General features: G+C 69.9%; 22 protein-coding genes. 10 read left to right on the top strand and 12 right to left on the bottom strand.

The window, feature by feature from the left end; genetic code table 11:
* The first annotated feature begins 43 nt into the window (after positions 1-43).
* Complete coding sequence (locus ACQ860_RS07785) at positions 44-1,090, top strand: LLM class flavin-dependent oxidoreductase (protein ID WP_431302819.1); 1,047 nt, start codon at positions 44-46, stop codon at positions 1,088-1,090.
* A gap of 59 nt (positions 1,091-1,149) precedes the next feature.
* Here ACQ860_RS07785 and ACQ860_RS07780 read toward each other — a convergent pair whose 3' ends face one another.
* Positions 1,150-2,139 carry a Bug family tripartite tricarboxylate transporter substrate binding protein gene (locus ACQ860_RS07780; RefSeq protein WP_431302818.1) on the bottom strand — a complete coding sequence of 330 codons (990 nt, stop codon included), beginning with the start codon at positions 2,137-2,139 and terminating at the stop codon, positions 1,150-1,152.
* A 178-nt stretch (positions 2,140-2,317) separates the two neighbouring features.
* Between ACQ860_RS07780 and ACQ860_RS07775 the strand changes: the two genes are divergently transcribed.
* On the top strand, positions 2,318-3,859 hold the full coding sequence (locus ACQ860_RS07775; protein ID WP_431302817.1) for an amidohydrolase family protein: 1,542 nt from the start codon (positions 2,318-2,320) through the stop codon (positions 3,857-3,859).
* Positions 3,860-3,865: 6 nt separating this feature from the next.
* Here the strand turns inward: ACQ860_RS07775 and ACQ860_RS07770 are convergent, their stop codons facing one another.
* Positions 3,866-4,852, bottom strand: a complete 987-nt coding sequence (locus ACQ860_RS07770; RefSeq protein ID WP_431302816.1) for a Bug family tripartite tricarboxylate transporter substrate binding protein — start codon at positions 4,850-4,852, stop codon at positions 3,866-3,868.
* 85 nt (positions 4,853-4,937) lie between these two features.
* Between ACQ860_RS07770 and ACQ860_RS07765 the strand changes: the two genes are divergently transcribed.
* Positions 4,938-6,113: an MFS transporter gene (locus ACQ860_RS07765; protein WP_431302815.1), complete on the top strand. Its 1,176-nt coding sequence runs from the start codon at positions 4,938-4,940 to the stop codon at positions 6,111-6,113.
* Here ACQ860_RS07765 and ACQ860_RS07760 read toward each other — a convergent pair.
* A complete protein-coding gene (locus ACQ860_RS07760; RefSeq protein WP_431302814.1) occupies positions 6,095-6,481 on the bottom strand; it encodes a RidA family protein in 387 nt (128 codons plus the stop codon). The two genes, ACQ860_RS07765 and ACQ860_RS07760, sit on opposite strands and share 19 nt — an antisense overlap.
* 74 nt (positions 6,482-6,555) lie before the next feature.
* On the opposite strand from ACQ860_RS07760, the gene ACQ860_RS07755 reads away from it, so the two are divergent.
* Entirely contained in the window at positions 6,556-7,539 is a 984-nt protein-coding gene (locus ACQ860_RS07755) for a Bug family tripartite tricarboxylate transporter substrate binding protein (RefSeq protein WP_431302813.1), read from the top strand.
* 46 nt (positions 7,540-7,585) lie between these two features.
* Here ACQ860_RS07755 and ACQ860_RS07750 read toward each other — a convergent pair whose 3' ends face one another.
* Positions 7,586-8,554, bottom strand: a complete 969-nt coding sequence (locus ACQ860_RS07750; protein WP_431302812.1) for a tripartite tricarboxylate transporter substrate-binding protein — start codon at positions 8,552-8,554, stop codon at positions 7,586-7,588.
* Between the two features lie 122 nt (positions 8,555-8,676).
* Here ACQ860_RS07750 and lepA point away from each other — a divergent pair, with 122 nt between their 5' ends.
* Positions 8,677-10,482 carry a translation elongation factor 4 gene (gene lepA / locus ACQ860_RS07745; RefSeq protein WP_431302811.1) on the top strand — a complete coding sequence of 602 codons (1,806 nt, stop codon included), beginning with the start codon at positions 8,677-8,679 and terminating at the stop codon, positions 10,480-10,482.
* A 46-nt stretch (positions 10,483-10,528) separates the two neighbouring features.
* Positions 10,529-10,726, top strand: a complete 198-nt coding sequence (locus ACQ860_RS07740; RefSeq protein WP_431302810.1) for a hypothetical protein — start codon at positions 10,529-10,531, stop codon at positions 10,724-10,726.
* A gap of 3 nt (positions 10,727-10,729) precedes the next feature.
* Here the strand turns inward: ACQ860_RS07740 and ACQ860_RS07735 are convergent, their stop codons facing one another.
* The 7 genes from ACQ860_RS07735 to ACQ860_RS07705 all read right to left on the bottom strand — a co-directional run bounded on the left by ACQ860_RS07735 (position 10,730) and on the right by ACQ860_RS07705 (position 18,841).
* Positions 10,730-11,785, bottom strand: a complete 1,056-nt coding sequence (locus tag ACQ860_RS07735) for a 2Fe-2S iron-sulfur cluster-binding protein (protein ID WP_431302809.1) — start codon at positions 11,783-11,785, stop codon at positions 10,730-10,732.
* Positions 11,782-12,528, bottom strand: coding sequence for an FAD binding domain-containing protein (locus tag ACQ860_RS07730; RefSeq protein ID WP_431302808.1), 747 nt, complete (start codon positions 12,526-12,528; stop codon positions 11,782-11,784). The genes ACQ860_RS07735 and ACQ860_RS07730 overlap by 4 nt, the downstream gene beginning before the upstream one ends.
* Positions 12,525-14,819 (bottom strand): xanthine dehydrogenase family protein molybdopterin-binding subunit, encoded by a 2,295-nt coding sequence (locus tag ACQ860_RS07725; RefSeq protein WP_431302807.1) that lies wholly within the window; start codon positions 14,817-14,819, stop codon positions 12,525-12,527. The genes ACQ860_RS07730 and ACQ860_RS07725 overlap by 4 nt, the downstream gene beginning before the upstream one ends.
* Positions 14,816-16,087 (bottom strand): amidohydrolase/deacetylase family metallohydrolase, encoded by a 1,272-nt coding sequence (locus tag ACQ860_RS07720; protein ID WP_431302806.1) that lies wholly within the window; start codon positions 16,085-16,087, stop codon positions 14,816-14,818. Before ACQ860_RS07720 ends, ACQ860_RS07725 begins: the two co-directional genes overlap by 4 nt.
* Before the next feature lie 89 nt (positions 16,088-16,176).
* Positions 16,177-16,995 (bottom strand): ABC transporter permease, encoded by an 819-nt coding sequence (locus tag ACQ860_RS07715; RefSeq protein WP_431302805.1) that lies wholly within the window; start codon positions 16,993-16,995, stop codon positions 16,177-16,179.
* Positions 16,995-17,759, bottom strand: coding sequence for an ABC transporter ATP-binding protein (locus ACQ860_RS07710; protein WP_431302804.1), 765 nt, complete (start codon positions 17,757-17,759; stop codon positions 16,995-16,997). The genes ACQ860_RS07715 and ACQ860_RS07710 overlap by 1 nt, the downstream gene beginning before the upstream one ends.
* A gap of 11 nt (positions 17,760-17,770) precedes the next feature.
* On the bottom strand, positions 17,771-18,841 hold the full coding sequence (locus ACQ860_RS07705; protein ID WP_431302803.1) for an ABC transporter substrate-binding protein: 1,071 nt from the start codon (positions 18,839-18,841) through the stop codon (positions 17,771-17,773).
* 247 nt (positions 18,842-19,088) lie between these two features.
* Here ACQ860_RS07705 and ACQ860_RS07700 point away from each other — a divergent pair, with 247 nt between their 5' ends.
* The 3 genes from ACQ860_RS07700 to ACQ860_RS07690 are packed head-to-tail and all read left to right on the top strand — an operon-like array spanning position 19,089 to position 22,096.
* Positions 19,089-20,066 (top strand): Bug family tripartite tricarboxylate transporter substrate binding protein, encoded by a 978-nt coding sequence (locus ACQ860_RS07700; protein WP_431302802.1) that lies wholly within the window; start codon positions 19,089-19,091, stop codon positions 20,064-20,066.
* Between the two features lie 51 nt (positions 20,067-20,117).
* Positions 20,118-21,773, top strand: a complete 1,656-nt coding sequence (locus tag ACQ860_RS07695) for an FAD-binding protein (protein ID WP_431302801.1) — start codon at positions 20,118-20,120, stop codon at positions 21,771-21,773.
* On the top strand, positions 21,770-22,096 hold the full coding sequence (locus ACQ860_RS07690) for a 2Fe-2S iron-sulfur cluster-binding protein (protein WP_431302800.1): 327 nt from the start codon (positions 21,770-21,772) through the stop codon (positions 22,094-22,096). Before ACQ860_RS07695 ends, ACQ860_RS07690 begins: the two co-directional genes overlap by 4 nt.
* A gap of 47 nt (positions 22,097-22,143) precedes the next feature.
* Here the strand turns inward: ACQ860_RS07690 and ACQ860_RS07685 are convergent, their stop codons facing one another.
* Positions 22,144-23,100, bottom strand: coding sequence for a Bug family tripartite tricarboxylate transporter substrate binding protein (locus tag ACQ860_RS07685; protein WP_431302799.1), 957 nt, complete (start codon positions 23,098-23,100; stop codon positions 22,144-22,146).
* A gap of 119 nt (positions 23,101-23,219) precedes the next feature.
* Here ACQ860_RS07685 and ACQ860_RS07680 point away from each other — a divergent pair, with 119 nt between their 5' ends.
* Positions 23,220-23,912 (top strand): cyclase family protein, encoded by a 693-nt coding sequence (locus ACQ860_RS07680; RefSeq protein ID WP_431302798.1) that lies wholly within the window; start codon positions 23,220-23,222, stop codon positions 23,910-23,912.
* The last annotated feature ends 1 nt before the right edge of the window (position 23,913 follow it).

The following is a 23,913-nucleotide window of genomic DNA, read 5'->3' as shown; positions in this document are numbered from 1 at the left end:
CCTGTTTACTGGCCGTGCTCCGCATCGCGGGAAAGGCCGTCGCATGGATTTCGCCCTGTTCAACCTGATGTCCCTCAATCACGCGGAGGAGACGCCCGGACAGGTGATGGAAACCACCACCGCCGCCGTGCAGATGGCCGAGGCGCTGGGCTTCGATTCCACCTGGTTCGCCGAGCACCATTTCACCAGCGCTTCCGTCTGCGCCTCGCCGCTCATGATGACGGCGCATTGCGCGGCATTGACGAAGCGCATCCGCCTTGGCCCTGCCGTGGTGGTGCTGCCGCTGCACCATCCGCTGCGCGTGGTGCAGGAGGTGGGGATGCTGCAGGTGTTGACCGGGGGGCGCCTGAACCTCGGCATCGGCACGGGGCACCAGCCGCATGAATTTCGCAGCTTCGGTGTGGACCTCGCGGCACGCACGGAGATCCTGACCGAGGGCTGGGACATCCTGGAACAGGGGCTTTCGACCGGCGTGGTGGACCATGCGGGCCCGCATTATCGGATCCCCGCGACGCCGATCTGCATTCCGAGTGCGATGCCGCCGCTCTATCTCGCCGGCGGCAGCCCGGAATTGCTGGCGCGCGCGGCGCGCTGCGGAGCGACGCCGCTGATCAGCCAGGGCCTGCGCGAGGCCGAGGCCGCGTTGCCGCTGAAGGCCAAGTCCGAGGCCGGCTATCGCGCGGGCGGCTTCGCCGGGCGCGACATGCCGCTCGGCATCCAGCGCTATGTCTTCGTGACGGAAGATGCGGCGGAACAGCGCCAGGCGGCGGAGGGCCTGCTCAAGTTGGCGCGCGCGACCCTCTCGCTGCGTGACGACATCCCCCCGCGTGATGGCGTGATGATGCGCTCCGTCCCCTACGAGGGTGAGCCCAGCGTGGAATGGCTGCTGGAGCGCGCGCCGATCGGCCCGGCCGAAAAGGTCGCGCGCATCCTGGCGCATGACATGCGCGTGCTGCGCCCCTCGCATATGAGCCTCTACATGGGTTTTTCGGGCCTGCCGCAAGGCAGCGTGCTGGCGGCGCTGGAGCGGCTGGGGCGCGACGTGCTCCCGCAGCTGCGCCGCGGCGAGGCCCTGGCCCTGGCGTCCTGACGGGGCCTTGCCGAGAGGCTGTTCACGCCTCTGGCGGTGCCGCCCGAGGCGATCAGGCTCTACTCCACCCGCGCGCCCACACGCTCCACGATGGCGCGCCAGGTGACGAGGTCGCGCGCGAGCCGCTCGCTCGTCGCCGGGCCATCGGCCACGGCCGGGGTGAAGCCCATGGCGACCACGCGCTCCTCGATCTCCTTCTCGCGCGCCACGCGGGTGAAGACCTCCGAAAGCCGGCGGACGATGGGGGCGGGCGTGCGGGCGGGCACCAGCAGGCTGTACCAGGTGGTGCTGTCGAAGCCCGGCAGGTCGCAGGCTTCGGCCAGCGTCGGGATCTCGGGGACGGCGGGCACGCGCGTGGCCGAGGTAACGCCGAGCAGTCGCACGCGGCCCTGGCGATAGGCCTCGATCACCGGCCCGGTCTGGTAGAAGAAGAGGTCCACATCGCCCTGATAGAGTGCCGTGATGGCGAAGGGCCCGCCGCGATAGGGCACGTGCACGAGGTCAAGCCCGAAGGCGACGGCGAATTGCGCGGCGGCGAGATGCGTGGAGGCGCCGATGCCGGTGCTGGCATAGTTCATCCGTCCCGGTGCGGCGCGCGCGGCGCGGATCACGGCCTGGCAATCGGTGAATTGCGGCCGGCGCTCCGGGCTGACGGTGAGGAAGTTCGGCGCCTCGAAGGTCGTCAGCAGGGGGATGAAGTCGGCTTGCGTGTCCACCGGCATGCGCGGGAAGACCGAGGGGCTGATGGAGAGCATGGCCGAGGTCGCGATCAGCACCGTATGGCCATCGGGCGCGGCGCGGGCCGCGTATTCCATGCCGATATTGCCCGAGGCGCCGGCCCGGATGTCGATCACCACGGGCACGCCGAGCTCCTGCTGGACGCGGGCCTGGATCAGGCGGCCATAGATGTCGGGCGCGGTGCCGGCGGGGAAGCCGGTGACGAGCATGAGCGGCCGTCCGGGCTGCGGGAATTCCTGCGCCGTCGTCGCCGCGCCAAGGCCCATCAGGGCGGCGGCGGCAAGGAGCAGTCTCTGAAGCCCATGCGTCATCGAGGAATTCCTTGTTCCGATGGAAACCAGGCCGGCGCCGTTTGCGTGGAGTGTGGAATGATTGCCGCGCCGCTTTCAAGCGCGTTGCGCGCTTTGACGGCGCGCGCGGCGGCGCGATAGCCTCGAAGGTACCAGCAGAAGGATGTCGCGGCATGATGCAGCCCAGGTGCCCCGCCCGATGAGCCGCAGCCTGATCCGCGGCCGCCACGTCATCTGCCGCGCGCTGGACCGCGACCGCGCGGAGATCGTCGAGAACGGCGCCGTGCTGCAGGAAAACGGCGTCATCCTTGAGGTCGGGCCCTATGAGGATCTGGCGCGCCGGCATCGCGTGGATGAGGTGCTGGGCTCAGAGAACCACGTGGTGATGCCGGGCTTCGTCAACGCGCATCACCATGTCGGGCTGACGCCGCTGCAGCTGGGTTCGCCCGACATGCCGCTGGAGCTCTGGTTCGGCACGCGGCTCGCGGCGCGCAGCGTGGATCTCAGGCTCGACACGCTCTACTCCGCCTTCGAGATGGTGGAGAGCGGGATCACCACGGTGCAGCACCTGCAAGGGCGCCTGCCCGTGCCCCTCGCCAACATGGTGACGGGCGCGACGGAGACGCTGCGCGCCTATCAGGACCTCGGCATGCGTGTCTCCTATGCGCACAGCATCCGCGACCAGAACCTGCTGGTGTACGAGGCGGACCAGCAATTTCTGGCGCGGCTGCCGGAGGATCTGGCGCGGGATCTGGCGCCCATGCTGGCGCGGCAACTGGCGCCGCTGGATGACCACTTCGTACTGTTCGACGAATTGCGCGCGCGTTTTGCGGATGACCCGCGCATCGCCATCCAGCTTGCCCCCGCCAATCTGCACTGGTGCAGCGATGCGGCGCTGGAGCGCGTGCGCGAGGCCTGCGAGCGCACCGGCGTGCCGCACCACATCCACCTGCTGGAGACGCAGTACCAGAAGGCCTATGCGCACAAGCGCGGCGGCGTGGGCGCTCTGGAGCAACTGGATCGCGCCGGCCTGCTCGGGCCGCACTGCACGCTGGGCCATGGCGTCTGGCTGACCGAGACGGAGGTGGAGCGCGTGGCGGAGACGGGCACGCGCATCTGCCACAACTGCTCCTCCAACCTGCGCCTGCGCAGTGGTGTCGCCTCGCTGAATCATTGGGAGAAGCACGGCGTGCGCGTCGCCATCGGCATTGACGAGGCGGGGCTGAATGATGACCGCGACATGCTGGTGGAGATGCGCATGGTGCTGCGCCAGCACCGTGTGCCGGGAATGAGCGAGGCGGATGTGCCGACCCCCGCGCAGGTGTTCCGCATGGCGACGGAGCATGGTGCGGCCACCACCGGCTTCGGGGAGAGCATCGGCCGGCTGGTGCCGGGCGCGGCGGCGGACATCGTCCTGCTCGACTGGCGGCAGGTGGCGTTCCCCTTCCTGGACGAGGACACGGATGTGCTCTCGGCCGTCGTGCAGCGCGCCAAGACCGGCGGGGTCGAATCCGTGATGGTGGCGGGCGAGGTGATCTATCGCGACCGCAAGTTCACACGCGTGGACAAGGAGGCGGCGCTGGCGGCGCTCGCCGATCTGCTGAAGCGCCCGCGCACGGAGGAGGAGGAGCGGCGGCGCCTCGTCTCGCGCCGCGTGCTGCCCTTCATGCGCGATTTCTACGCCGACTACCTGCCGAAGACGGAGGCCGCCCCCTTCTACGTGACCAGCGCGCGGCGGTGATCCGCTTCACGCCACGCTGATGCCGGCACTGCGCACCACTTCGCGCCAGCGGGCGAGATCGGCGTTGATGGTGCGCGAGAGCGTGGCCGAATCCGTCGCCTGCACGGTGAAGCCGGTGGCGGCCAGGCGCGCGGCGATCTCGGGGTTGCGCAGCGTGGTGCGCAGCGTCGCCTCCATCTGCTGCTGCAAGGGGGCCGGCAGGCCGCGCGGCGCGACCAGCCCGTGCCAGCTGCCGGTGGTGTAGTCGGCGAGGCCGGCTTCCGCGAAGGTGGGCACATCGGGCAGCAGCGGGTGGCGCTCCGCACTGCCGACCGCGATGGCGCGCAGCCGCCCGCCCTGCACATGCGGCACCACGGTCGCGATGTTCAGCAGCGAAAGCTGCAAGGTGCCCGCCAGCAGGTCCGTCGCCGCGGCGCCGCCGCCGGGATAGGGGATATGCGTGTGCTCGGTGCCGGTGCGCAGCTTGAACAGCTCCATTCCCAGATGCTCGGAGGAGCCGATGCCGGAGGAGCCGTAGGAGGCGCGGGTCGGGTTGGCCTTCAGCCAGGCGATCAGCTCCGTGAGGTTCGTCGCCGGCACGCCGGGATTGACCACCAGCAGATTGGGCGCGCTGATGGCGAGCGTGAGCGCGGTGAGGTCCTGCTCGGGATCAAAGGGCGGGCGCGCATTGAGGACGGGCGTGATGGTCATCAGGCCGCTCGCCGCGATGAAGATGGTGTGCCCATCGGCCGGCTGGCGCGTGACGTATTGGACGGCGACGACGCCGTTGGCGCCGGTGCGGTTCTCCACCAGCACGCTCTGGCCGATCGCGGCCTGGAGCGGCCCGGCGAGTGAGCGCGCCAGCAGGTCCGACGGGCCGCCGGGCACGAAGGGGACGACGATGGAGACGGGCCGCGCGGGCCAGGCCTGTGGCGCGGTTTGCGCCATCGCGCCGCCGGATGCGGCAAGCCCGGTGAGGAACGGAGCGGCGAGGGCGCGGCGGGTGAGGCGCATGGGCTGAGGATCTCCGGCGGGGCCGCGCCCCGGTGGCGCTGCCATGCCGGGCATGGCATGCAAGGGATATGCCGAGGGGGAACGCATGACCGGCGCAAAGATCCGCAATCTCGCCCTGCTGACGGGCGCGATCACGCTCGCTCCCGCCATCTGGTTCGCCGGCACGGCCGCGGTTCCCGCGCTGTTGCGCGAGGGCGCCGTGACGCGCGGCGAAGCGGGCTGGCTGGTGGCGGCGGTGCAGCTCGGTTTCGTGGCGGGGACCATCACCTCGGCGCTGCTCTCGCTGGCCGATCGCTGGCCCTCGCGCGCGCTGTTCTTCGGCGCGGCGACGGTCGCGGGGCTCGGTACCATCGCGCAGGCCTTCATCGAGCCCGCGGGGGTCGGTGCCTATGCGCTGCGCTTCGTGGCGGGGGCAGGGATGGCGGGTGTCTATCCGGTGGCGATGAAGCTGGCTTCCGGATGGGCACGTGGCGACCTCGGACTGCTCATCGGCATCGTGGTGGGGGCGCTCACCATCGGCTCGGCCGCGCCGCATGCGCTGCCGGGGCTGCTGGGCTCGCTGGATTGGCGGCACATCTATCTGGCGGCGGGGGCGTTGGCGCTGGTCGGCGGCGCTCTGATCCTGCCCTTCCGCGAGGGGCCGAACATGGCGAGGCGCCCGCCCTTCAACCCGCGCGCGGTGCTGCTGGCCTGGCGCGACCCGCGGCTGCGCCTCGCCAATGCCGGATATCTCGGCCACATGTGGGAGCTCTATGCCGTCTGGGCCTGGGTCGGGCTGTTCCTCGCGCAGCAGGGCGTGCCCGGTGACGCGGGCGTGCTGACCGCGCTGGTGGTGGGCTCGGGCGCCATCGGCTGCGTGGCGCTGGGCCTGCTGGCGGACCGCTTCAATCGCGCGCGGATGGCGGCGATGGCGATGTTCATCTCCGGCAGTTGCGCGTTGCTCATCGGCGGGACGGCGGGCTGGGCGCTGCCGCTGACGCTGGCGCTGGCGGCGATCTGGGGAGTTTCTGTCGTGGCGGATTCCGCGCAGTTCAGCGCCTGCACCTCCCTCTGCGCGCCGCCTGAGTTGGTCGGCACCATGCTGACGGTGCAGACCTGCGCGGGCTTCCTGCTGACGGTGCCGGCGATCCAGCTCATGGCCTGGGCGGTGCCGGCCCTGGGCTGGGCGTGGGCCTTCGCCATCCTGGGCATCGGGCCGCTGGTGGGGGCGGTCGCGATGCTGAAGCTGGCGCCGCTGCTGCCTCAGCCTTCTCCCAGATAGGCCGTCGCATCAATTTCGACGAGACAGTCGGGCGAGCCCAGGCCGCTCACGATGCAGGAGACGCGGTGCGGCGGGTCTTCCGCGAAATTGGCGAAGTAGACCTCGTTCATCGGCGCCCAGTTTTCGCGGTCCGTCACGTAGACGGTGCATTTCACCACATCCTTCAGCGTGCCGCCGGCGGCCTCGATCAGGGCGCGGATATTGTCGATGGTCTGCTGCGTCTGTGCCTTCACGTCACCGATGGCGAAGCGGCCCTCGCGGTCGCGGCCGGTGGAGCAGGCGAAGACGAAGCCGCCGGCCTTGCTGGCCTGGGCGAAGGGCAAGGCGGGCTTGAAGACCTTGTCGGTGGAGATGGCGGTTTTCGGCATGGGGCGTCCCTTCGGCTTTGACGATGCCCGACCAGTGTGGGAGCGTTTTCGCTCCGCTGCCAGGAGGCTTGGACATGATGCAGGTGACCCGCCGCGCTGCCCTTCTCACTCCGCTCGCCACGCCCGCCCTCGCGCAGATCATCAACCGGCCGATGCGTTGGGTGGTGCCCTTCCCGCCGGGCGGGGCCGCGGATGCGATCGCGCGCATCTGGGCGGATGCCGTCACGACACGCACGGGCCAGGCGATCGTCGTGGATAATCGCGGGGGCGCGAACGGCTTGCTGGGCGTGCAGGCGGTGCTTCAGGCGCCGCCGGATGGCAGCACGCTGGGGGTGCTCAGCATTCCATTCTTCACGGCGCTGCCGATGATGATGGAGCGACCGCCCTATGATCCGGCGCGGGACCTGGTGCCGATCATCCGGCTCGTGACCTCCACCGTGCTGTGCTGCGTCACGGCCGAGCGCGCGCGGGAGCGGGGCTGGACGGATTTCCGGGCCTTGGTGAACGGGGCAAAGCGGCCTGGGGCGCGGGTGGTGAAGGGCTCGGCGGGAAATGGCTCGGCGGCGCATCTGCTGATCGCGACGATTGCCACGCGCTCGGGGGCGAATATCGAGCATGTGGCCTATCGCGGGGGGGCGCCGGCGCTGACGGATCTGCTCTCGGGGCAGATCGACATGGTGTTCGACTTCATGCCGGCCTTGATGCCGCATGTGGCGTCGGGGCGGCTGGTGCCCTTGGCGGTGGGGAGCAACGCGCGCAGCCCCTTGCTGCCCGCGGTGCCGGGGTTGGGGGAGTTTGCCGACCTGAACCTGGGCGATCTGGACATGCAGTCCTGGAATGCGCTGACGGCGCCGCGTGGGACCCCGCCCGAGGTGCAGCGGGCGATTGCGGAGGGTGTGTTGCGGAGTGCGGATGCGCCGGGCTTGGCGGATCGCTTGCGGGCGAGCGGGCTGGTGCTGGCCACTTCGTCTGGCCCGGCGGAGACGGCCGCGCTGATCGCGGCCGACGCCCCCCGCTGGGCGGAAATGGTACGCGTTTCGGGCGCAAGGATCGAATGAACGGGGTCTGGGGCCTGAGGCCCCAGCCGCCGGAAGCCTCTTTTGTTTATCCGGCATTCTGTGGGGTGATGCCCGCGGCCCGTGCCGCCGCCCCCCATTTCTCCATCTCCGCCTGCACGAAGTCCCGGCTTTGCTCGGGGGTGGAGGTCACGACCTCGGCGCCCAGGGTGCGGTGGCGCGCCAGCACGTCCTCGCGGCGCAGCGCGCTGTGCACCTCGCTGACGAGGCGGGTCAGGATGGGCGCGGGGATATTGGCGGGGCCGATGACCATGCCCCAGGTCGAGGCCTCGAAGCCGGGCAGGAATTCGCCCAGGGTGGGGGTGTCGGGGAGTTGGGGGGCGCGAGTGGCGCCGGTGGTGGCCAGCGCCTTGAGCGTGCCGGCCTGGATGTGAGGCAGGGCGGCGGGGACCGTGTCGAACATCACATCCACGCGGCCTGCGATGAGGTCGGGGTGGGCCTGGGTGCTGCCGCGATAGGGGACATAGGTCATCTCGATGCCGGTGCGCTGGGCGAAGAGCACGGGGGCCAGGCGCACCACGCCGGCGGTGCCGGCGAAGGTGAGGCGCCCAGCGGGCTGGCTCTTCGCATGGGCGACGAATTCGACCGGCGTGCTGGGGCCGAAGCTGCGGGCCGCGCACATGACCAGGGGCGTGCGGGTGGTCATGCTGAGGAAGGTGAAGTCGCGCACCGTGTCGAAGGGCAGGCGGTAGAAGGCGGCGTTCACCGGGTGGCCGACGGAGACGAGGCCGAGGGTATGGCCGTCCGGGGCGGATTTGGCGATGACGTCGGTGCCGATCACGCCATCGGCGCCGGCCCGATTCTCGACGGGGACGGCCTGGCCGAGGGCGGCCGCCATGGGCTCGGCGATCAGGCGGGCGGTGATGTCGGAAACGCCGCCCGGGGTGTAGGGCACGATCATCCGGATCGGGCGGCTCGGGAAGGCCTGGGCGCGGGCCTGGGCGGCCAGGAGCAGGGCGGGGGCGGCCAGCAGGCTGGCGCGGCGGGTGATGGTCATGTGGCTTCCTCCGGCGGGGTTGCTCCCCGTTCCGGGGGGAGCTTGGGCCATTCCGGGGGCGGGTGGAAGCCAAACCCGGTTCCGCGCTTTGACTTATGGGGCTTTGGCCCTATCTCCCCCGCATGACCGAAACGCCGCTGAACCTGATCCGCAACTTCTCCATCGTCGCCCACATCGACCACGGGAAATCCACCCTGGCCGACCGGCTGATCCAGTCCACCGGGACGGTCGCCGCGCGCGACATGAAGGAGCAGATGCTCGACAGCATGGATATCGAGCGGGAGCGCGGCATCACCATCAAGGCGCAGACCGTCCGCATCCGGTACGAGGCGAAGGACGGCCAGACCTACACGCTGAACCTGATGGACACGCCGGGCCATGTGGACTTCGCCTATGAGGTGAGCCGGTCGCTCGCGGCCTGCGAGGGTTCGCTGCTGGTGGTGGATGCCTCCCAGGGGGTCGAGGCGCAGACGCTGGCGAATGTCTACCAGGCGCTGGACGCGAACCACGAGATCGTGCCCGTGCTGAACAAGATCGACCTGCCGGCCGCGGAGCCGGACCGGGTGAAGCAGCAGATCGAGGATGTGATCGGGCTCGACGCCGAGGATGCGGTGATGATCTCGGCCAAGACCGGGCTGAACATCGAGGGCGTGCTGGAGGCGATCGTGACGCGTCTGCCGGCGCCGACGGGGAATGCCGATGCGCCGACCAAGGCGCTGCTGGTGGACAGCTGGTATGACAGCTACCTCGGCGTGGTGGTGCTGGTGCGGGTGAAGGACGGGCACCTGCGGAAGGGCCAGAAGATCCGCATGATGTCCAATGGCGCCACGCACACCGTGGACCAGGTGGGTTACTTCACGCCGAAGATGGTGCCCTGCGAGAGCCTGGGCCCGGGCGAGATGGGCTTCCTGACGGCCGCGGTGAAGTCGGTGGCCGACACCAATGTGGGCGACACCATCACCGATGACCGCAACCCTGCCCCGGAGGCGCTGCCCGGCTTCAAGCCCAGCATTCCGGTGGTGTGGTGCGGGCTCTATCCGATCGATGCCGACGACTTCGACAAGCTGCGTGATGCGCTGGGCAAGCTGCGCCTGAACGACAGCAGCTTCCATTTCGAGCAGGAGACCTCGCTGGCGCTGGGTCTCGGCTATCGCTGCGGCTTCCTGGGGCTGCTGCACCTGGAGATCGTGCAGGAGCGGCTCTCGCGCGAGTTCGACCTGAACCTGATCGCGACCGCGCCTTCGGTGGTGTACAAGCTGCGCAAGACCGATGGCGAGGTGACGGAGCTGCACAACCCGGCCGACATGCCGGACATGATGAGCATCGCCGCCATTGAGGAGCCCTGGATCAAGGCCACCATCATGGTGCCGGATGAGCATCTGGGCTCCATTCTCACGCTCTGCAACGAGCGGCGCGGCCAGCAGGTGGAACTGACCTATGTCGGCACCCGCGCCATGGCCGTGTATCGCCTGCCACTGAACGAGGTGGTGTTCGACTTCTATGACCGGCTGAAGAGCGTGTCGCGCGGCTATGCCAGCTTCGACTATCAGATGGATGGCTATGCCGAGAGCGACCTGGTGAAGATCAGCATCCTCGTGAACAACGAGCCGGTGGATGCGCTGGCCTTCATGGCGCACCGGACGGCGGCGGATAAGCGCGGGCGCTCGATCTGCGAGAAGCTGAAGGAGCTGATCCCCCGCCAGCTCTTCAAGATCCCCATCCAGGCGGCGATCGGCGGGCGCGTGATCGCGCGCGAGACGATTTCCGCCATGTCGAAGGACGTGACCGCCAAGTGCTATGGCGGCGACATCAGCCGCAAGCGCAAGCTTCTGGACAAGCAGAAGGAAGGCAAGAAGCGCATGCGGCAATTCGGCAAGGTGGAGATCCCGCAGAGCGCCTTCATCGCCGCGCTGAAGATGGATAGCTGAGTTTCATCCGCCCTGTGGGGCGGCTTCATCTGATTGGAAACAGGTCATGGCCGAACATCGCGGCTGCGTCTTCACGGTCGGTCCCCTCAAGGGCCGGAACAATTGGCGCTGGACGACCTATGACGGCGCGACCTCGGCCGCGAAGCCCGTGAGCACGGGCGAGGTCGTGGGCCAGCATGAGCGGGTGGCGAAGCAGGAAGCCATGGCCGCGATCGACGAGTGGCGGAAGAAGAACCGCGAGTAGCCGTCAGCGGCCGAAAAGGCCGCGAAACCACGCCAGGATCAGGGACAAGAGGCCGGGTTGCGCCGCCGGCACTTCGCCGCGCGCGGCGCGCTCGAGGTTGCGCGCGAAATCGCCGGCCATGGCGGCCACAACGCCGCGCAGCAGGGCAGGGCGCGAGAATTGCGCGAGCGGGCCGGTGAGGCGCCAGCCGAGTTCCACGTCCAGCGCGGTGCCGGCGCCGCTGGGCGTGACGCGCCACTCCACCTCGCCCTCGGCGCCATTCGCACCGTCGCGCCCCTGGCCGCGCAGGCGCCCGGTGCGGGAGGCGGCGTCGAGCGTGAGCGTGCCGAAGCCCGCGAAACGCGCGGCGAAGGGGCCGAGGATGACGGAGAACTCGCCTTCCACCTCATGGCCCTCATGGCGCAGCAGCGTCATGCCGGGCACGCATCCGGCGATGCGGGTGGGGTCGGAGAGGATGGCCCAGGCGTCGTCGGGCGACAGCGCCAGCGTCTCGCTGTGGGTCAGGCGGTTGGGCAGGTCGGTGGCGGCGACGGGGGGCGGCAGCGCCAGTGGCGCCGGGGGCGGCGTCAGAGGCACCTCGCGCTTCGGCAGCGGTGTCGCGGCGGGGCGCGTGGCGGCGACCTCGGCGATGGCGCGGACGATGCCGCGATAGCCGGTGCAGCGGCAGAGATTGCCGGCGAGTTCGTCGCGGATGCGCTCTTCATCCACCGCACCCAGGCGTGTCACGATGTCGCGCGCCGTCATCATCATGCCGGGCGTGCAGTAGCCGCATTGGAGCGCGTGGTGCTTGCTGAAGGCGGCACGGAGGGCCTCGGCCACCGGGTCCTCGTCCAGGCCCTCGATGGTGGTGACCTCCATGCCCGTGGCTTCGTGGGCGTAGAGCAGGCAGGAGCGGGTGGGGACGCCATCCACCATGACGGTGCAGGCGCCGCAGACGCCCTGCTCGCAGCCGAGATGCGTGCCGGTCAGGCCGCAATGCTCGCGCAGCACATCGGCCAGATGGGTGCGGGCGGGGGCGTTGACCTCGCGGGTCTCGCCGTTCACGTTCAGCGTGATCATGCTTCCATCATCGCGAGGGCGCGCCGCACGGCGATGCCGGCGAGGCGCTGGGCTGCGGCGTCGAGCTGCGGCAGGCGGGTGGCGGTGTCCTCGGCGCGGTCGAGCAGCACGGGCGGGCCTTCCACCGCGCCGGCCAGCAGGCGGCGGGGTGTCTCGATGGCGATGCCGATGGCCTTGGCGAATTCACCGATCTTGCGGTTGATCTTGCAGTAGCCCCAGCGCGCGCCGGGTGGCAGGCGCGGGACTTCCACGGCGAGAATGATCTCGCCCGGCTGCAGGGCGGTGGTGAAGGGGGCGAGGATGAAGCGCTCGGCCGGGATGCGGCGGCTCTGGCTGGTGAGGATCGTGGCGCCGAGGGCGGCCATCACGCTCGGCCAATCGGCGGCAGGGTCGGCATGGGCCAGGCTGCCGCCCAGCGTGCCGCGGTTGCGGACGGCGCGATAGGCGATGCCATGCGCCACATGCGGCATGAGGCCGTTGGTCGGGTCCGGCACCACGCCGTCCTCGATCTCGGCATGGGTGGTGGCGGCGCCGAAGCGGATGTGCTCCGCCGTCGCCATCACGCCGCGCAGGCCGGGCAGGCGCTTGAGGTCCACCAGCGTGGCAGGGCGCACCAGACGCAGGTTCATCATGGGCGAGAGCGATTGCCCGCCGGAGAGCGGCTTGGCGCCGGGCTGGGCCAGGAGGGCCAGCGCATCGTTCAGCTCCGCGGGCGATGCGTGGTCGAAGACGGCGGGCTTCATGCGAGCGCTGCCAAAACACGCTCGGGTGTGGCGGGCAGATCCGTCACCTCGCGCCCCAGATGCGCGATGGCGTCGTTGATCGCGTTCACGATCGCGGCGGGCGGGCCGATGGCGCCGCTCTCGCCGATGCCCTTCTGGCCGAAGCGGCTGATGGGCGAGGGCGTCTCCATGTGCAGGATCTCGATATCCGGCACGTCCGACGCGCCGGGAAGCATGTAGTCGGCCAGCGTCGAGGCCAGAGGCTGGCCGCTGGTGTCGTAGGGCATTTCCTCGAAGAGCGCCGTGCCGATGCCCTGCGCCGTGCCGCCCAACACCTGGCCATCGGCGATCAACGGGTTCAGCAGCACGCCGCCATCTTCCACGATGACGTAGCGCGTGAGCGTGACGTGGCCGGTCGCGGCATCCACCTCGGCCTCCACGGCGTGGCAGGCGTAGCTGAAGGTGCCGGTGTCGCGCACCGTCTTGTGGCCCACGGTGCATTCCAGCCCTTCGGCCTGCATCGCCTCGGTCAGGTTCTGCGGCGCGCGGTGGAAGGTGCGGGCGATCTCGGCGACGGTCACGCTGGCGGCCCCCGCGCGCACGGCGCCGTCCGCGAAGACGGCGTCCTTGTCCTGCAGCAGATGCGCGCCCATCGGGATGAGGCGGCGGCGGAGCTCCATGCAGGCCTCGGCGACCGCGCCGCCGGCCATCACGGCGCAGCGGCTGCCCCAGGTGCCGGTGGAATAGGGGGTGAGGGCCGTGTCGCCGTGGATGAGCTGCACGCGCTCCACCGGCACGCCGAGAATCTCGTGCGCCACCTGGGCGAGCGTCGTCTCCATCCCCTGGCCATGACTGTGCACGCCGACGCGAAGTTCCAGGCCGCCATCGGGGGTGAGGCGCGCCTGACAGGGCTCGGCGCCGGGCACGAAGGGGATGCCCCAGCCGTGATAGACGCTGGTGCCGTGGGCGCCTTGCTCGCAGAAGACGGCGAAGCCCTGGCCGATCAGGCGGCCCTGGTCCCGCGCCACCCTCTGGCGTTCGGCGAAGCCTGGCGCGTCCACCGCCTCGGCCGCTCGGCGCAGCGCTTCGGGGTAGTCGCCGCTGTCGAAGATCTTCTTCGTGACGTTGAGATAGGGCATCTGCTCCGGCCCGGGCAGGTTCCGCAGGCGGAGTTCCACCGGGCTGATGCCGGCGGCGCGCGCCACGGCGTCGAGCGTCGTCTCCAGCGCGTAGCAGACGCCGGTCCGCGCCACGCCGCGATAGGGCAGGATGGGCGGCTTGTTGGTGGCCACACTCCAGGTCTTGCAGCGGAAGCGCGGCACGACATAGGGGCCGGGCAGGATGGAGCCGATCTGCGCCGCCTCCAGGCAGGCGGAGAAGGGGTAGGCCGAGTAGGCGCCGCTATCCACATGCGCCTCGCAATCCAGCGCCAGGATGGTGCCCTCGCGATCGGCATGGACGGTGATGTCGTAATGATGCTCGCGGCAATTGGCCTGGGCCGAGAGGCCCTCGCGCCGGTCCTCGATCCAGCGCAGCGGCACCCCGCCGAGCTTGCGGGCGAGCCAGCCGATGGCAACCTCTTCCTGGAGAAGGATGCCCTTGTAGCCGAAGCCGCCGCCCACATCGGGGCTGATGATGCGCACGGCGGATTCCGGCAGGCCCAGGCATTCGGCCAGGCCCGTCTTGGTCACATGCACCATCTGCGAGGAGGTGTGCATCTCGAGCTGGTTGAGGCGCGAATCCCAGCGGGCGACGACGCCTCGCCCTTCGAGGGGCGCCATGTGCTGGCGCGCGGTGCGCAGGCGGCGACGGATGATGATGGGGGCCTGCACATCGCTGATGTCGTCATCCACGACCGCTTGCAGCACGACATTGTCGGGCCAGCCTTCATGGATGGGCGGGCCGGCGCGATGCGCCAGCATGTCGGTGGCGGCGGGGAGTTCCTCGATGTCCAGCGTGATGGCGTCGAGGATGTCCTCGGCTTCGGCGCGGGTTGCGGCCACGACCATGGCGATGGGCTCGCCCACCTGGCGGACGCGGCCCTGTGCGAGGGGCCATTGGTCGGTGCGGCGGAAGCCGGGCAACGCCGAGGGCGCGCGGATGGGCTGCACGTCGGCGAGGTCCGCCATGGTGTAGACCTGCGCGCCCTGCGGCGCGCGCAGGCCGCGGATCAGCCCATGCGCGACGGGGCTGCGGAGGAAGGCGACCTCCCGCATGCCGGCGAGCTGGATATCCCCCACATACTTCCCGCGCCCGCGGAGGAACCGATCATCCTCCTTGCGAGTGATCGCCGCACCGACGCCTTGCTTCACGCAGCGATCGCCGCCGGCAGGATCGGCGCCGTCGCGTCGAACCTCACGCCGCCCTTGAGGCAGAAGGCTGGCTGCAACAGCCGCTCGGCGATGACTTCCGTGCCCTCATTGTCGGCCATCTTGAAGCGCCCGCGCAGGTCATCCAGCACGGAGATGTCGGCCACCGCGCCCAGGCGCAGCGTGCCGATGCCGTCATCCAGCCGCAGCATGGCGGCCGGCCCGGTGGTGACCATGGGCACCACCTTCTCAAAGGGAACGCCGAGCGCGATCAGCTCGCTCATGGCCAGCGTGAGCGAGAAGCGCGCCTTGCCGGTGAAGGGATGATCCTCCTCCGGGTCCGAATGGTTGGCGGGCGTGCCCGGCGGGGCGGGGATGCGCGTGTTGTAGCCGTGCATGTCGGCGCCAAGGGTATCGGGCATGATGCCGGCGTCGAGGCTGATGCGCGCCATCTTGAAGGAGAAGTGGGAGCCATGGCCCACATCCACCTTGAGGCCGGCGTCGAGTGCGGCCTGCACCATGCCGTGCACCTTGCCGGTGCGCCGGTCCACGAAGCCGCCGGGGTGGCGTGTGAAGGGGTGGGCCAGGATGTCGCCGGGGCGGAGCAGGGGGATGACCAGCGGCAGGATCTCGTCCGGGTCCACGCCATTGTTGCCGGTCTCGGGCGTCGGCCAGAGCTGGCCGAAATGGCAATAGACGGGAAGGTCCGCCTCGCGGCCGATCTGCGCGGCCTTTTTCAGCACTTCGAGGCCGTAGCGCGCCATGTTGCCGATCTCGGCATGGGCCTTCACGCCCTTCACCACGTCGGGGTTGGCGCGGGCGGCCTTCACGGTGGCGTCCACATCCACATGCTCGGGGCCGTAGAGCGTGGGGTAATAGTGCCCTTCCAGGCCGCCCACGACATAGGCGCTGATGAAGCTGAAGACGCGGGAATGCGCCGGCTTCACGATGAATTCGCGGAAGCCCGGGAAGGTCATGCAGGAAGCACCGCCCTGGTCCACCAGCGCGGTCACGCCGCTGTGCACGCCCGCCATGTCGGCCGGCAGGCCGAAGCGGCCGGAGACATAGGTGTAGATGTGAGCGTGGGTGTCCACCATGCCGGGCAGGACGATCTTGTCCTTCACGGAGACGACTTCGCGCGCGGAACTCGCGAGGATCTCGGGCTGGATGGCGGCGATGCGGCCTTGGGTGACGGCGATGTCCATGATGCCGTCGAGGCCGGAGGCCGGGCAGACCACGCGGCCGCCCTTGAGCAGGATGTCATGTTGCATGGGGTCTCTCCTCAACATTTCAGCCGGCGCGTGCATTCAGCCAGCAATTCGTGGCCCGGCCAAGGGGAAGCCTGGCCGGGCTGTGGTCCCTAATGCCCGTATTTGCGCAGGATCAGCTTCTCCAGCCCCGCCACCACGCCGTAGAGCACGAGTCCGACGACGCAGAGCATGCCGATCGAGGCGAGGATCAGCGCCGTCTCGGCCTGGCTCGAGGCGAAGAGGATCAGGTAGCCGAGGCCCGCCTGCGCGGTGATGAACTCGCCCACGATGACGCCGATGATGGCGAAGGTGACGGCGATCTTCAGCCCCGAGAAGATGTGCGGCAGCGCATAGGGGAAGCGCACCGAGAGGAATACCTGCCAGGAGCGCGCGGTCAGCGCCTTGCACAGCCGCAGCATGTCGGGCGGCGTGGAGTTCAGGCCGGTCAGCGTCGCGATCACCACCGGGAAGAAGGCGATGAACATCGAGAAGGCAAGGCGCGAGGAGGAGCCGATGCCAAGCCAGACGATGAAAAGCGGGGCGAGCGCGATCTTCGGGATGAGCTGGAAGAAGATCACATTGGGGTAGAGTGCCGCATAGGCCCATTTCGAATAGGCGAGGATGACGGCGAGCGTGATGCCGAGGATGGTGGCCAGCAGGAAGCCGATGGCGGCCTCGGTGCCCGTGGGCACGGCGTGCTGGACCAGGAAGGGCCAGGCCGAGACGATGCGGGCATAGATGTCGAGCGGCGAGGGCAGGATGACCTTGGGCACCTGGTAGAAATCCACCAGGAATTCCCAGAGGCCGAGGACCGTCAGCGCGAAGGCGATGGGCAGCAGGATCTGCACCGCCGGGTGCTTGGCGAGGTCGCGCTTTTCCACGTTCAGGGCCGCCGGGGTCTCGGCGATGATTTGATTGCCACCATCCATCACGCGGCATCCTTGATGCTGTGCTCGATCATGCCGCGCAGGCGGGCCACGATGGCGATGAATTCGGGGCTGTCCTGCACGCTTTCGTCACGCGGGCGGGCGAAGGGAATCGGCACATCGGCCACCACCACGGCAGGGCGCTTGGTCATCACCAGCACGCGGTCGCTCAGCAGCACCGCCTCGCGGATCGAGTGGGTGATGAAGATCCCGGTCTTGCGGTGGCGGGACCAGAGGTCGAGCAGCACCAGCGCCATCTCGTCGCGGGTGATGGCATCGAGCGCCGAGAAGGGTTCATCCATCAGCATGATGGAGGGCGTGTGGATCAGCGAGCGGCAGAGTGCCACGCGCTGGCGCATGCCGCCCGAAAGTTCGCGCGGGCGCTTGTCCATGAAGGCGCCGAGGCCCACGGAATGCAGCAGCTCCTCCGCCCGGGCCACGTATTTCTCGCGCGGCAGGCGCATCATCTTGATGGGGAAGAGGACGTTGTCGCGCGCGGAGAGCCAGGGCAGCAGCGTCGAGTCCTGGAAGACCAGGCCGGCATCGCGGCGCGGGCCGGTCATCGGCTGGCCGCCGATGGTGATGCTGCCGGCCGTAATGGATTCAAGGCCAGCCAGCATCATCAGCAGGGTGGATTTCCCGCAGCCCGAAGGCCCCAGGATGGAGACGAACTCGCCCTCGGCGATGTCCACGGAAACGCCGGCCACGGCCTCGATGGGCCCGGCCGGCGAAGCATAGGTCTTGCGGACCCCGTGAAGGGAGATCATCGGGGGCGCGATCAGCCCAGCATCGCGCCGAAGGGGGCGAGGCGGGTGCGCTGCGCGGCCCATTCGGCCTCGGTCAGCTTCACCCGGCCGGCGAAGCGGTTGGAGATGATGGCCTCCGTGCTGGGGCGCTTGGCGTCGGCCGGCGCGCCGAACTCCATGACGAGGTCGGTCATCGCGTTCCACTTGGCCATGTCGGTCCAGCCGAGGCCGTTCTGGATGGCCTCGGGGGCCAGCATCGTGGCCTGCATCAGGCCCTGGGAGAGGCGCGCATTCTCACGCCCGCCGGAGGTGATGCCGATCTCGGGCACCTGGCGGATGAACATGTCGAGCGCGCGCTCGGGCTCGCGCAGCTGCAGGGCGGCGGCTTCCAGCAGGGCGTCGGTCACGGCCTCGGCCTGGGCGGCGCGGTTCTGCAGCACCTCGGGGCGGGTGCAGATGACGTTGGCGTAGAAGTTCAGCCCGGCCGAGGAATAGGGGATGAAGCGGTGCGCGGCGTTCTGCGCCTGCATGACCGGGATGGTGGAGGAGCCGATGGCGGTGATCGCATCCACCTGGCGGTCGATCAGCGAGCGCTCCAGCACGCGGTTGTCCATCTGCTGGATGGTCACGCTTTGCAGGTTGATGCCGGCACGGCGGGCGAAGGCCGGCCAGAAGGGGAATTCCGCGCTGGTCGGCACGGCGCCGATGCGCTTGCCCTCCAGGTCCTTCGCGGTGCGGATCGGGCTGTCGGCGCGCAGCGCGATGCCCATGGTCATGTCATAGTTCACCGTCGCCATGCCGACGACCGGCAGTTCGCGCGCGGCGGCGAGGATCATGGGGCCGGCGCCGATGATGGCGTAGTCGAACTGGCCCTGGGCCAGCGCCTGGGCGGCGGCGACGGAGCCGAAGCCGCGCGTGACCTCCACGTTCAGGCCGCGGCGGGAGAAGGCGCCCATCTCGCGCGCGATGAAGGCATAGGCCGTCGAACCCTGGGCGAGCCAGGGCAGCGTCAGGCGCAGCGCGGCCTGTGCGCGGACCACATTCGGCGCGGCCAGGATGGCGGTGCCCGCGGCGAGGGCGGAACGGCGGGACAGCGTGACCATGGGCGAGGCCTCCAGGCGGGGAATGTGAACGCGGCGTCATATGCGCGCCAGCGCCGCCGGCCGCAAGCACTTCCGCGGGGCGCCCCGGCGTGCACCAGCCCGGCCATGCCTGAAATCCGGGCAGGGCGCGGAGAGGCTCGCCCGCTTTCACGCCAGCCCGCCCGGAAGCCACGCCGCCGCATGGGCCGCGCCGGCCCTGGCGCGCGGATTGCTTGGCTCGCGCCATCATCCGCTCAGGAGACCCGCCTTGATCCATCTCTCACGCCGTCGCCTTCCCATCCTTGCCGCCTCGCTGCTGGCCGCGCCGCTCGCCGCGCGCGCCCAGACCATTCCGGCCGGCACCGTGCGAATCGTCGTGCCCTTCAATCCAGGCGGCATCAGCGACATCCTGGCGCGCAGCCTGGCGCAGGGGATGACCACCACGCTCGGCCAGACGGTGGTGGTGGAGAACCGGGCGGGCGCCAATGGCAGCATCGGCGCCGGCGTCGTCGCGCGCTCGGCGCCGGATGGCCTGACGCTGCTGCTGGGCGTCACCGACACGCATGCGGTGAACCCGGCCGCGATGCGCAACATCCCCTATGACGCCAATGCCGATTTCGAGCCGATCAGCCTGCTGACGCGCGTTCCCCTGGCCCTCGCCGTGGGGCCGAGCCAGCGCGAGATCGCCGATCTGCGCGCCTTCGTCGCGGCCGCCAAGGCGCGGCCCGGTGCGCTGACCTATTCGAGCTGGGGTGTGGGCAGCACCTCGCAGATCGCCATGCTGCGCATCGGCCTCGCGGCGGGCGCGGAGATGCTGCACGTGCCCTTCACGGGTGCCGCGCCCGCGCAGCAGGCGCTGGCGGCGGGCCAGGTGGATGCGATGGTGATGCCGGCGGGTGCGGCCGAGGCGCTGGCGCGCGATGGCCGGGTGCGCGTGCTGGCCACGCTCTCGCCCCAGCGGCTGCCGCTGCTGCCGAACGTGCCGACCCTGCAGGAGCAGGGCGTGCCGCTGACGACGAGCATCATCCAGGCGATCTTCGCGCCCGGGCGCACGCCGGCCCCCGTGGTGGCCCGGCTGAACCAGGCGATGGCGGCGGCCATGGCCACGCAACCCATGATCGACGTCTTCCGCGCCCAGGCCGCGGTGCCCGAGCACACGACGCCGGCGGCCCTCGCCGCGCTGGTGCGCTCCGAGCAGGAGGCCTGGGGCAACGTGGTCCGCAGCGAGAACATCCGCCTGGACTGACGTATCCCGCTGCGAGGTCTAACCTCGCACCGCGATGAGGGAGTGGAACGCGTGACGCATCTGGAAGCCGATGTGCTGATCATCGGCGCGGGCGGGGCCGGCATGTATGCCGCGATCGAGGCGGCACGGCAGGGGGCGGAGCGCGTCCTGCTGTTGGATCGCAGCCTGATCGGGCGTGGCGGCGCGACCGTGATGGCGCAGATGACCGTGGCGGCCGCGGTGGGCGCGGGCGATCACTGGGAGCACCACCTGGCGGATACGCTGACCGCCGCGCGCGGCCTTGCGGACCCCGCGCTCGCCGCGCTGCTCTGCGAGGCGGGGGCGGAATGCATCCTCGAGATGGAGGAGTGGCGCGTGGGCTGGGCGCGCTCCGGGGATGGCTTCGCGGCCGTGCAGGCGCCGGGGCATGACCGCGCGCGCTGCGTCTATGTGGATTTCCTCAACACGGGCCCCGCCGTCTCCCGCACGCTGCGCGCGCAGGTGCAGCGCGTGGGCCCGGCGATCCGGCGCCTCGGCGAGGTGGCGGTGACCGATCTCGTCGTGCGGGAGGGCGCGGTGACGGGCGCCGTGGCCCTGCATGTGGCGAGCGGCGAGGCGCTGACCATCGCGGCACCCGCCACCATCATCGCGACCGGCGGCCTCACGCGGTTGTATGCGCGCAACAGCGCGAGCGCCAACATGTCGGGCGATGGCTATGCGCTGGCGCTGCGCGCGGGGGCCACGCTGGTGGACATGGAATTCGTGCAATTCTTCCCGATCGGGCATCTGGCGCCGCGGCTGATCGGGATGGACCCGATCATGTGGGACCCCTTCCGCTACAAGCTGGGCGGGCGGCTGCTCAACGGTGCCATGGAGGATTTCCTGGACCGCTGGGGCGGCGATGCGGAGCAGGGGCGCTACAGCACCACGCGCGACCTCGCGACCTATGCGATCACCAAGGAGAACGAGGCGGGGCGCGGCTCGCCGCATGGCGGGGCCTGGCTCAGCTTCACGCATATCCCGGAGGCGGAGCTGCGCGCGGCCTTCGGGCCGGTGGTGGACAAGCTCGCCGCCAACGGCATCGACCTGACGCGCGACTGCATCGAGGTCTCGCCCATCGCGCATTACCACATGGGCGGCGTGCGTGTGGACACGCGGATGCGGACCGATGTGCCCGGCCTGCTTGCGGCGGGCGAGGCGGTGGGCGGCGCCAATGGCGCGAACCGGCTCTCGGGCAATGCGATCACCGAGGCGCTGGCCTATGGCCGCACGGCGGGGCGGGAGGCGGCGCGGGTGGCGGCGAAGGGACCGGTGCGCGGCTTCTCGGCGGGGGATGCGCTCGATCTGCTGCGCGCGTCGGGGCGGGCCGTGAACACGGCGGCGATGGTGGCGCGGCTGCAGCGCGTGATGTCGGCCGATGTCGGGCCCTTCCGCACGGCGGCGGGGCTCGATCGCGCGGCGGCGGCCGTCGCGGAATTGCAGGCGGAGCTGGGCGAAGCACCGCCCGGCCTGCCCGGCCAGCCGCATGATCTGGCGCGGCTCGACTGGCTGGACCTGCGGCAGATGCTGCTGGTGGCGGCGGCGGTGATCCGTGCGGCGCGGGCGCGGGAGGAAAGCCGCGGGGCGCATCAGCGCGAGGATTTCCCCGAGATGCGCGAGGAATGGCGGGTGAACCAGGTGCTGCGCGGCGAAGGGCTGAGCCTCTCGCGCCAGGCGGTGCCGGCATGATGCGCGCGGCCTTGCTGATCCAGCGTGGCGGTCCTGGCGAGACGCCGCGCGAGGAGCGGTTCGAGCTGGAGTTCGAGCCGGGGGAATCGGTGCTGGATGGCTTGCGGCGGCTGCGCGTGAGTGCTGATGCGACGCTGGCCTTCCGCTATGCCTGCCTGAACGCCAATGCGTGCAAGGAGTGCATGATGCTGCTGGATGGCCGCGTCATCTATGCCTGCACGGCGCGGCTGGAGCCGCGCGAGATGCGGCTCGCGCCGCTGCCGAACAAGATGTTGCTGCGCGACCTCGCCACGGTCATCGCGCCGCCCGACGAAAGGCTGTAGCGCTCATTTCCGGGGTCTGGGGCCTCTCGGCCCCAGCCGCCGGAGGCTTACTGTTTTTGCAGCCCGAGGCTGCGCGCCACCTCACCCAGGGCGTTGTATTCCGCCACCATCGCGCGGCCCATCGCATCGCCCACCTTCAGGTCGAAGATCGCACCCTGCGCCTGCATCACCTCCTGGAAGCGCGGCGTGCGGGCGGCGTTGGTGAAGGCCTCGGTCAGCTTCGCCATGCGGTCGGCCGGGATGCCCTGCGGCGCGATCATGCCCCACCAGATGGTGATCGCCATCTCCGGCAGGCCGAGGCTGCCGACGCCCGAGCCTTCCGGCGCGGCCGGGTTGCCGCCCACCGTGGTGAGGAAGTAGCAGCGCGCCGTGCCCGCGCGCACCGCCGGCATGGCGCCGACGAGCGAACCGCCGAAGAAGGTGATGTGCCCGCCCAGGAAGGCCGGCAGCGTCTGCCCGGCACCCTGGAAGGGCACGGTCGTCATCTGCAGGTTGAGCTGGCGGAGGATGCGCTCGACGCCGAGATGCATCACGCCGCCCAGGCCCTCATTGCCCCAGGTGTAGGTGTTGGGCCGGGCGCGGATGGCCGCGATCATGCTGGTGAGGTCGGTCGCCGGGAAATCCGGCCGCGCGCAGAGCGCGAAGGGCGAGTAGCCCACCTGGAAGACCGGCGCGATGGACTGGATGGTGTAGCGGGCGCCCAGCGTGTGCGGCGCCGAGGTGATGGGCGTGTTCCAGACGAAGCCGAGCGTGTGCCCGTCGGGCCGCGCCTCGACCACCTGCTGCACGCCGATGGTGCCGCTCGCGCCCGGGCGGTTCTCGACGATGATGGGCTGGCCCAGCGAGTTGCCAATGATCTCCTGCAGCGCGCGGGCGAAGATGTCGGTGCCGCCGCCCGGATTGACGGGGACGATGATGCGGATCGGCCGGTCCGGGAAGCTTTGTGCCGCCGCCGGCAGCACGAGGCTGGGCAGCATGGCCAGGGCCAGGAACCAGCGACGCATGGGCTCTCTCCTTCACCATGAAGGCTTGAGCTTGGCACGGATGCGCGCCCACGCAAGCTACGGGATTGTCCCATGCCGTGGGAGTCGCATAGTGGCGCTCCATGATGTGGAGGACGTCCATGAAATTGATCGATCTGAGCCGCGAGCTTCACCACAAGGCGCAGCGCCTGCCCAACCATCCGACCATCGAGGTCTATCCCTTCAGCACGCATGACGAGAAGCGCGTGGTGGATGGCTATGAGTTCTCCTCCGCCACCATGGTGCTGCACATGGGCGACCATGGCGGGACGCATGTGGATGCGCCCGTGCATTTCGACGAGACGCCGGGTGCCTTGACGATCGACCAGATGCCGCTGGAGACCTTCTTCACCGAGGCGCTCTGCCTCGACCTCACCCATGTGCCGGACAAGACCGACATCACGATCGCGCATCTGGAGGCGGCGGAGAGGGCGGCGGGCGTCAGCATCAAGCCGAAGGACACGGTGCTGCTCTACACCGGCTTCTACAAGCGCGCGGCAGGCACCGAGGGCTACATCACCGACTTCCCGGGCCTGACGAAGGAAAGTGCCACCTGGCTGGGTGCCAAGGGCATCACCGCCTTCGCCGTGGAATCGGTGAGTCCCGGCCGGCCGGGGCGCAACAATTTCGAGGTGCACCATGTCTGCCGCGACATGGGCTTCACGCATTACGAGGGCGTGATCAACATGGACAAGGTGGTGGGCAAGGGCCGCTTCCGCTTCCTGGCCATGCCGCTCAAGATCCGTGGCGGCACCGGCAGCCCGGTGCGCGCCGTGGCCATCCTGGAAGAGTAGG

The organism is Sediminicoccus sp. BL-A-41-H5, from assembly GCF_050632405.1.
Taxonomy (GTDB): Bacteria; Pseudomonadota; Alphaproteobacteria; order Acetobacterales; family Acetobacteraceae; genus Roseococcus.
This window is presented reverse-complemented; position numbering and strand designations above follow the sequence as displayed.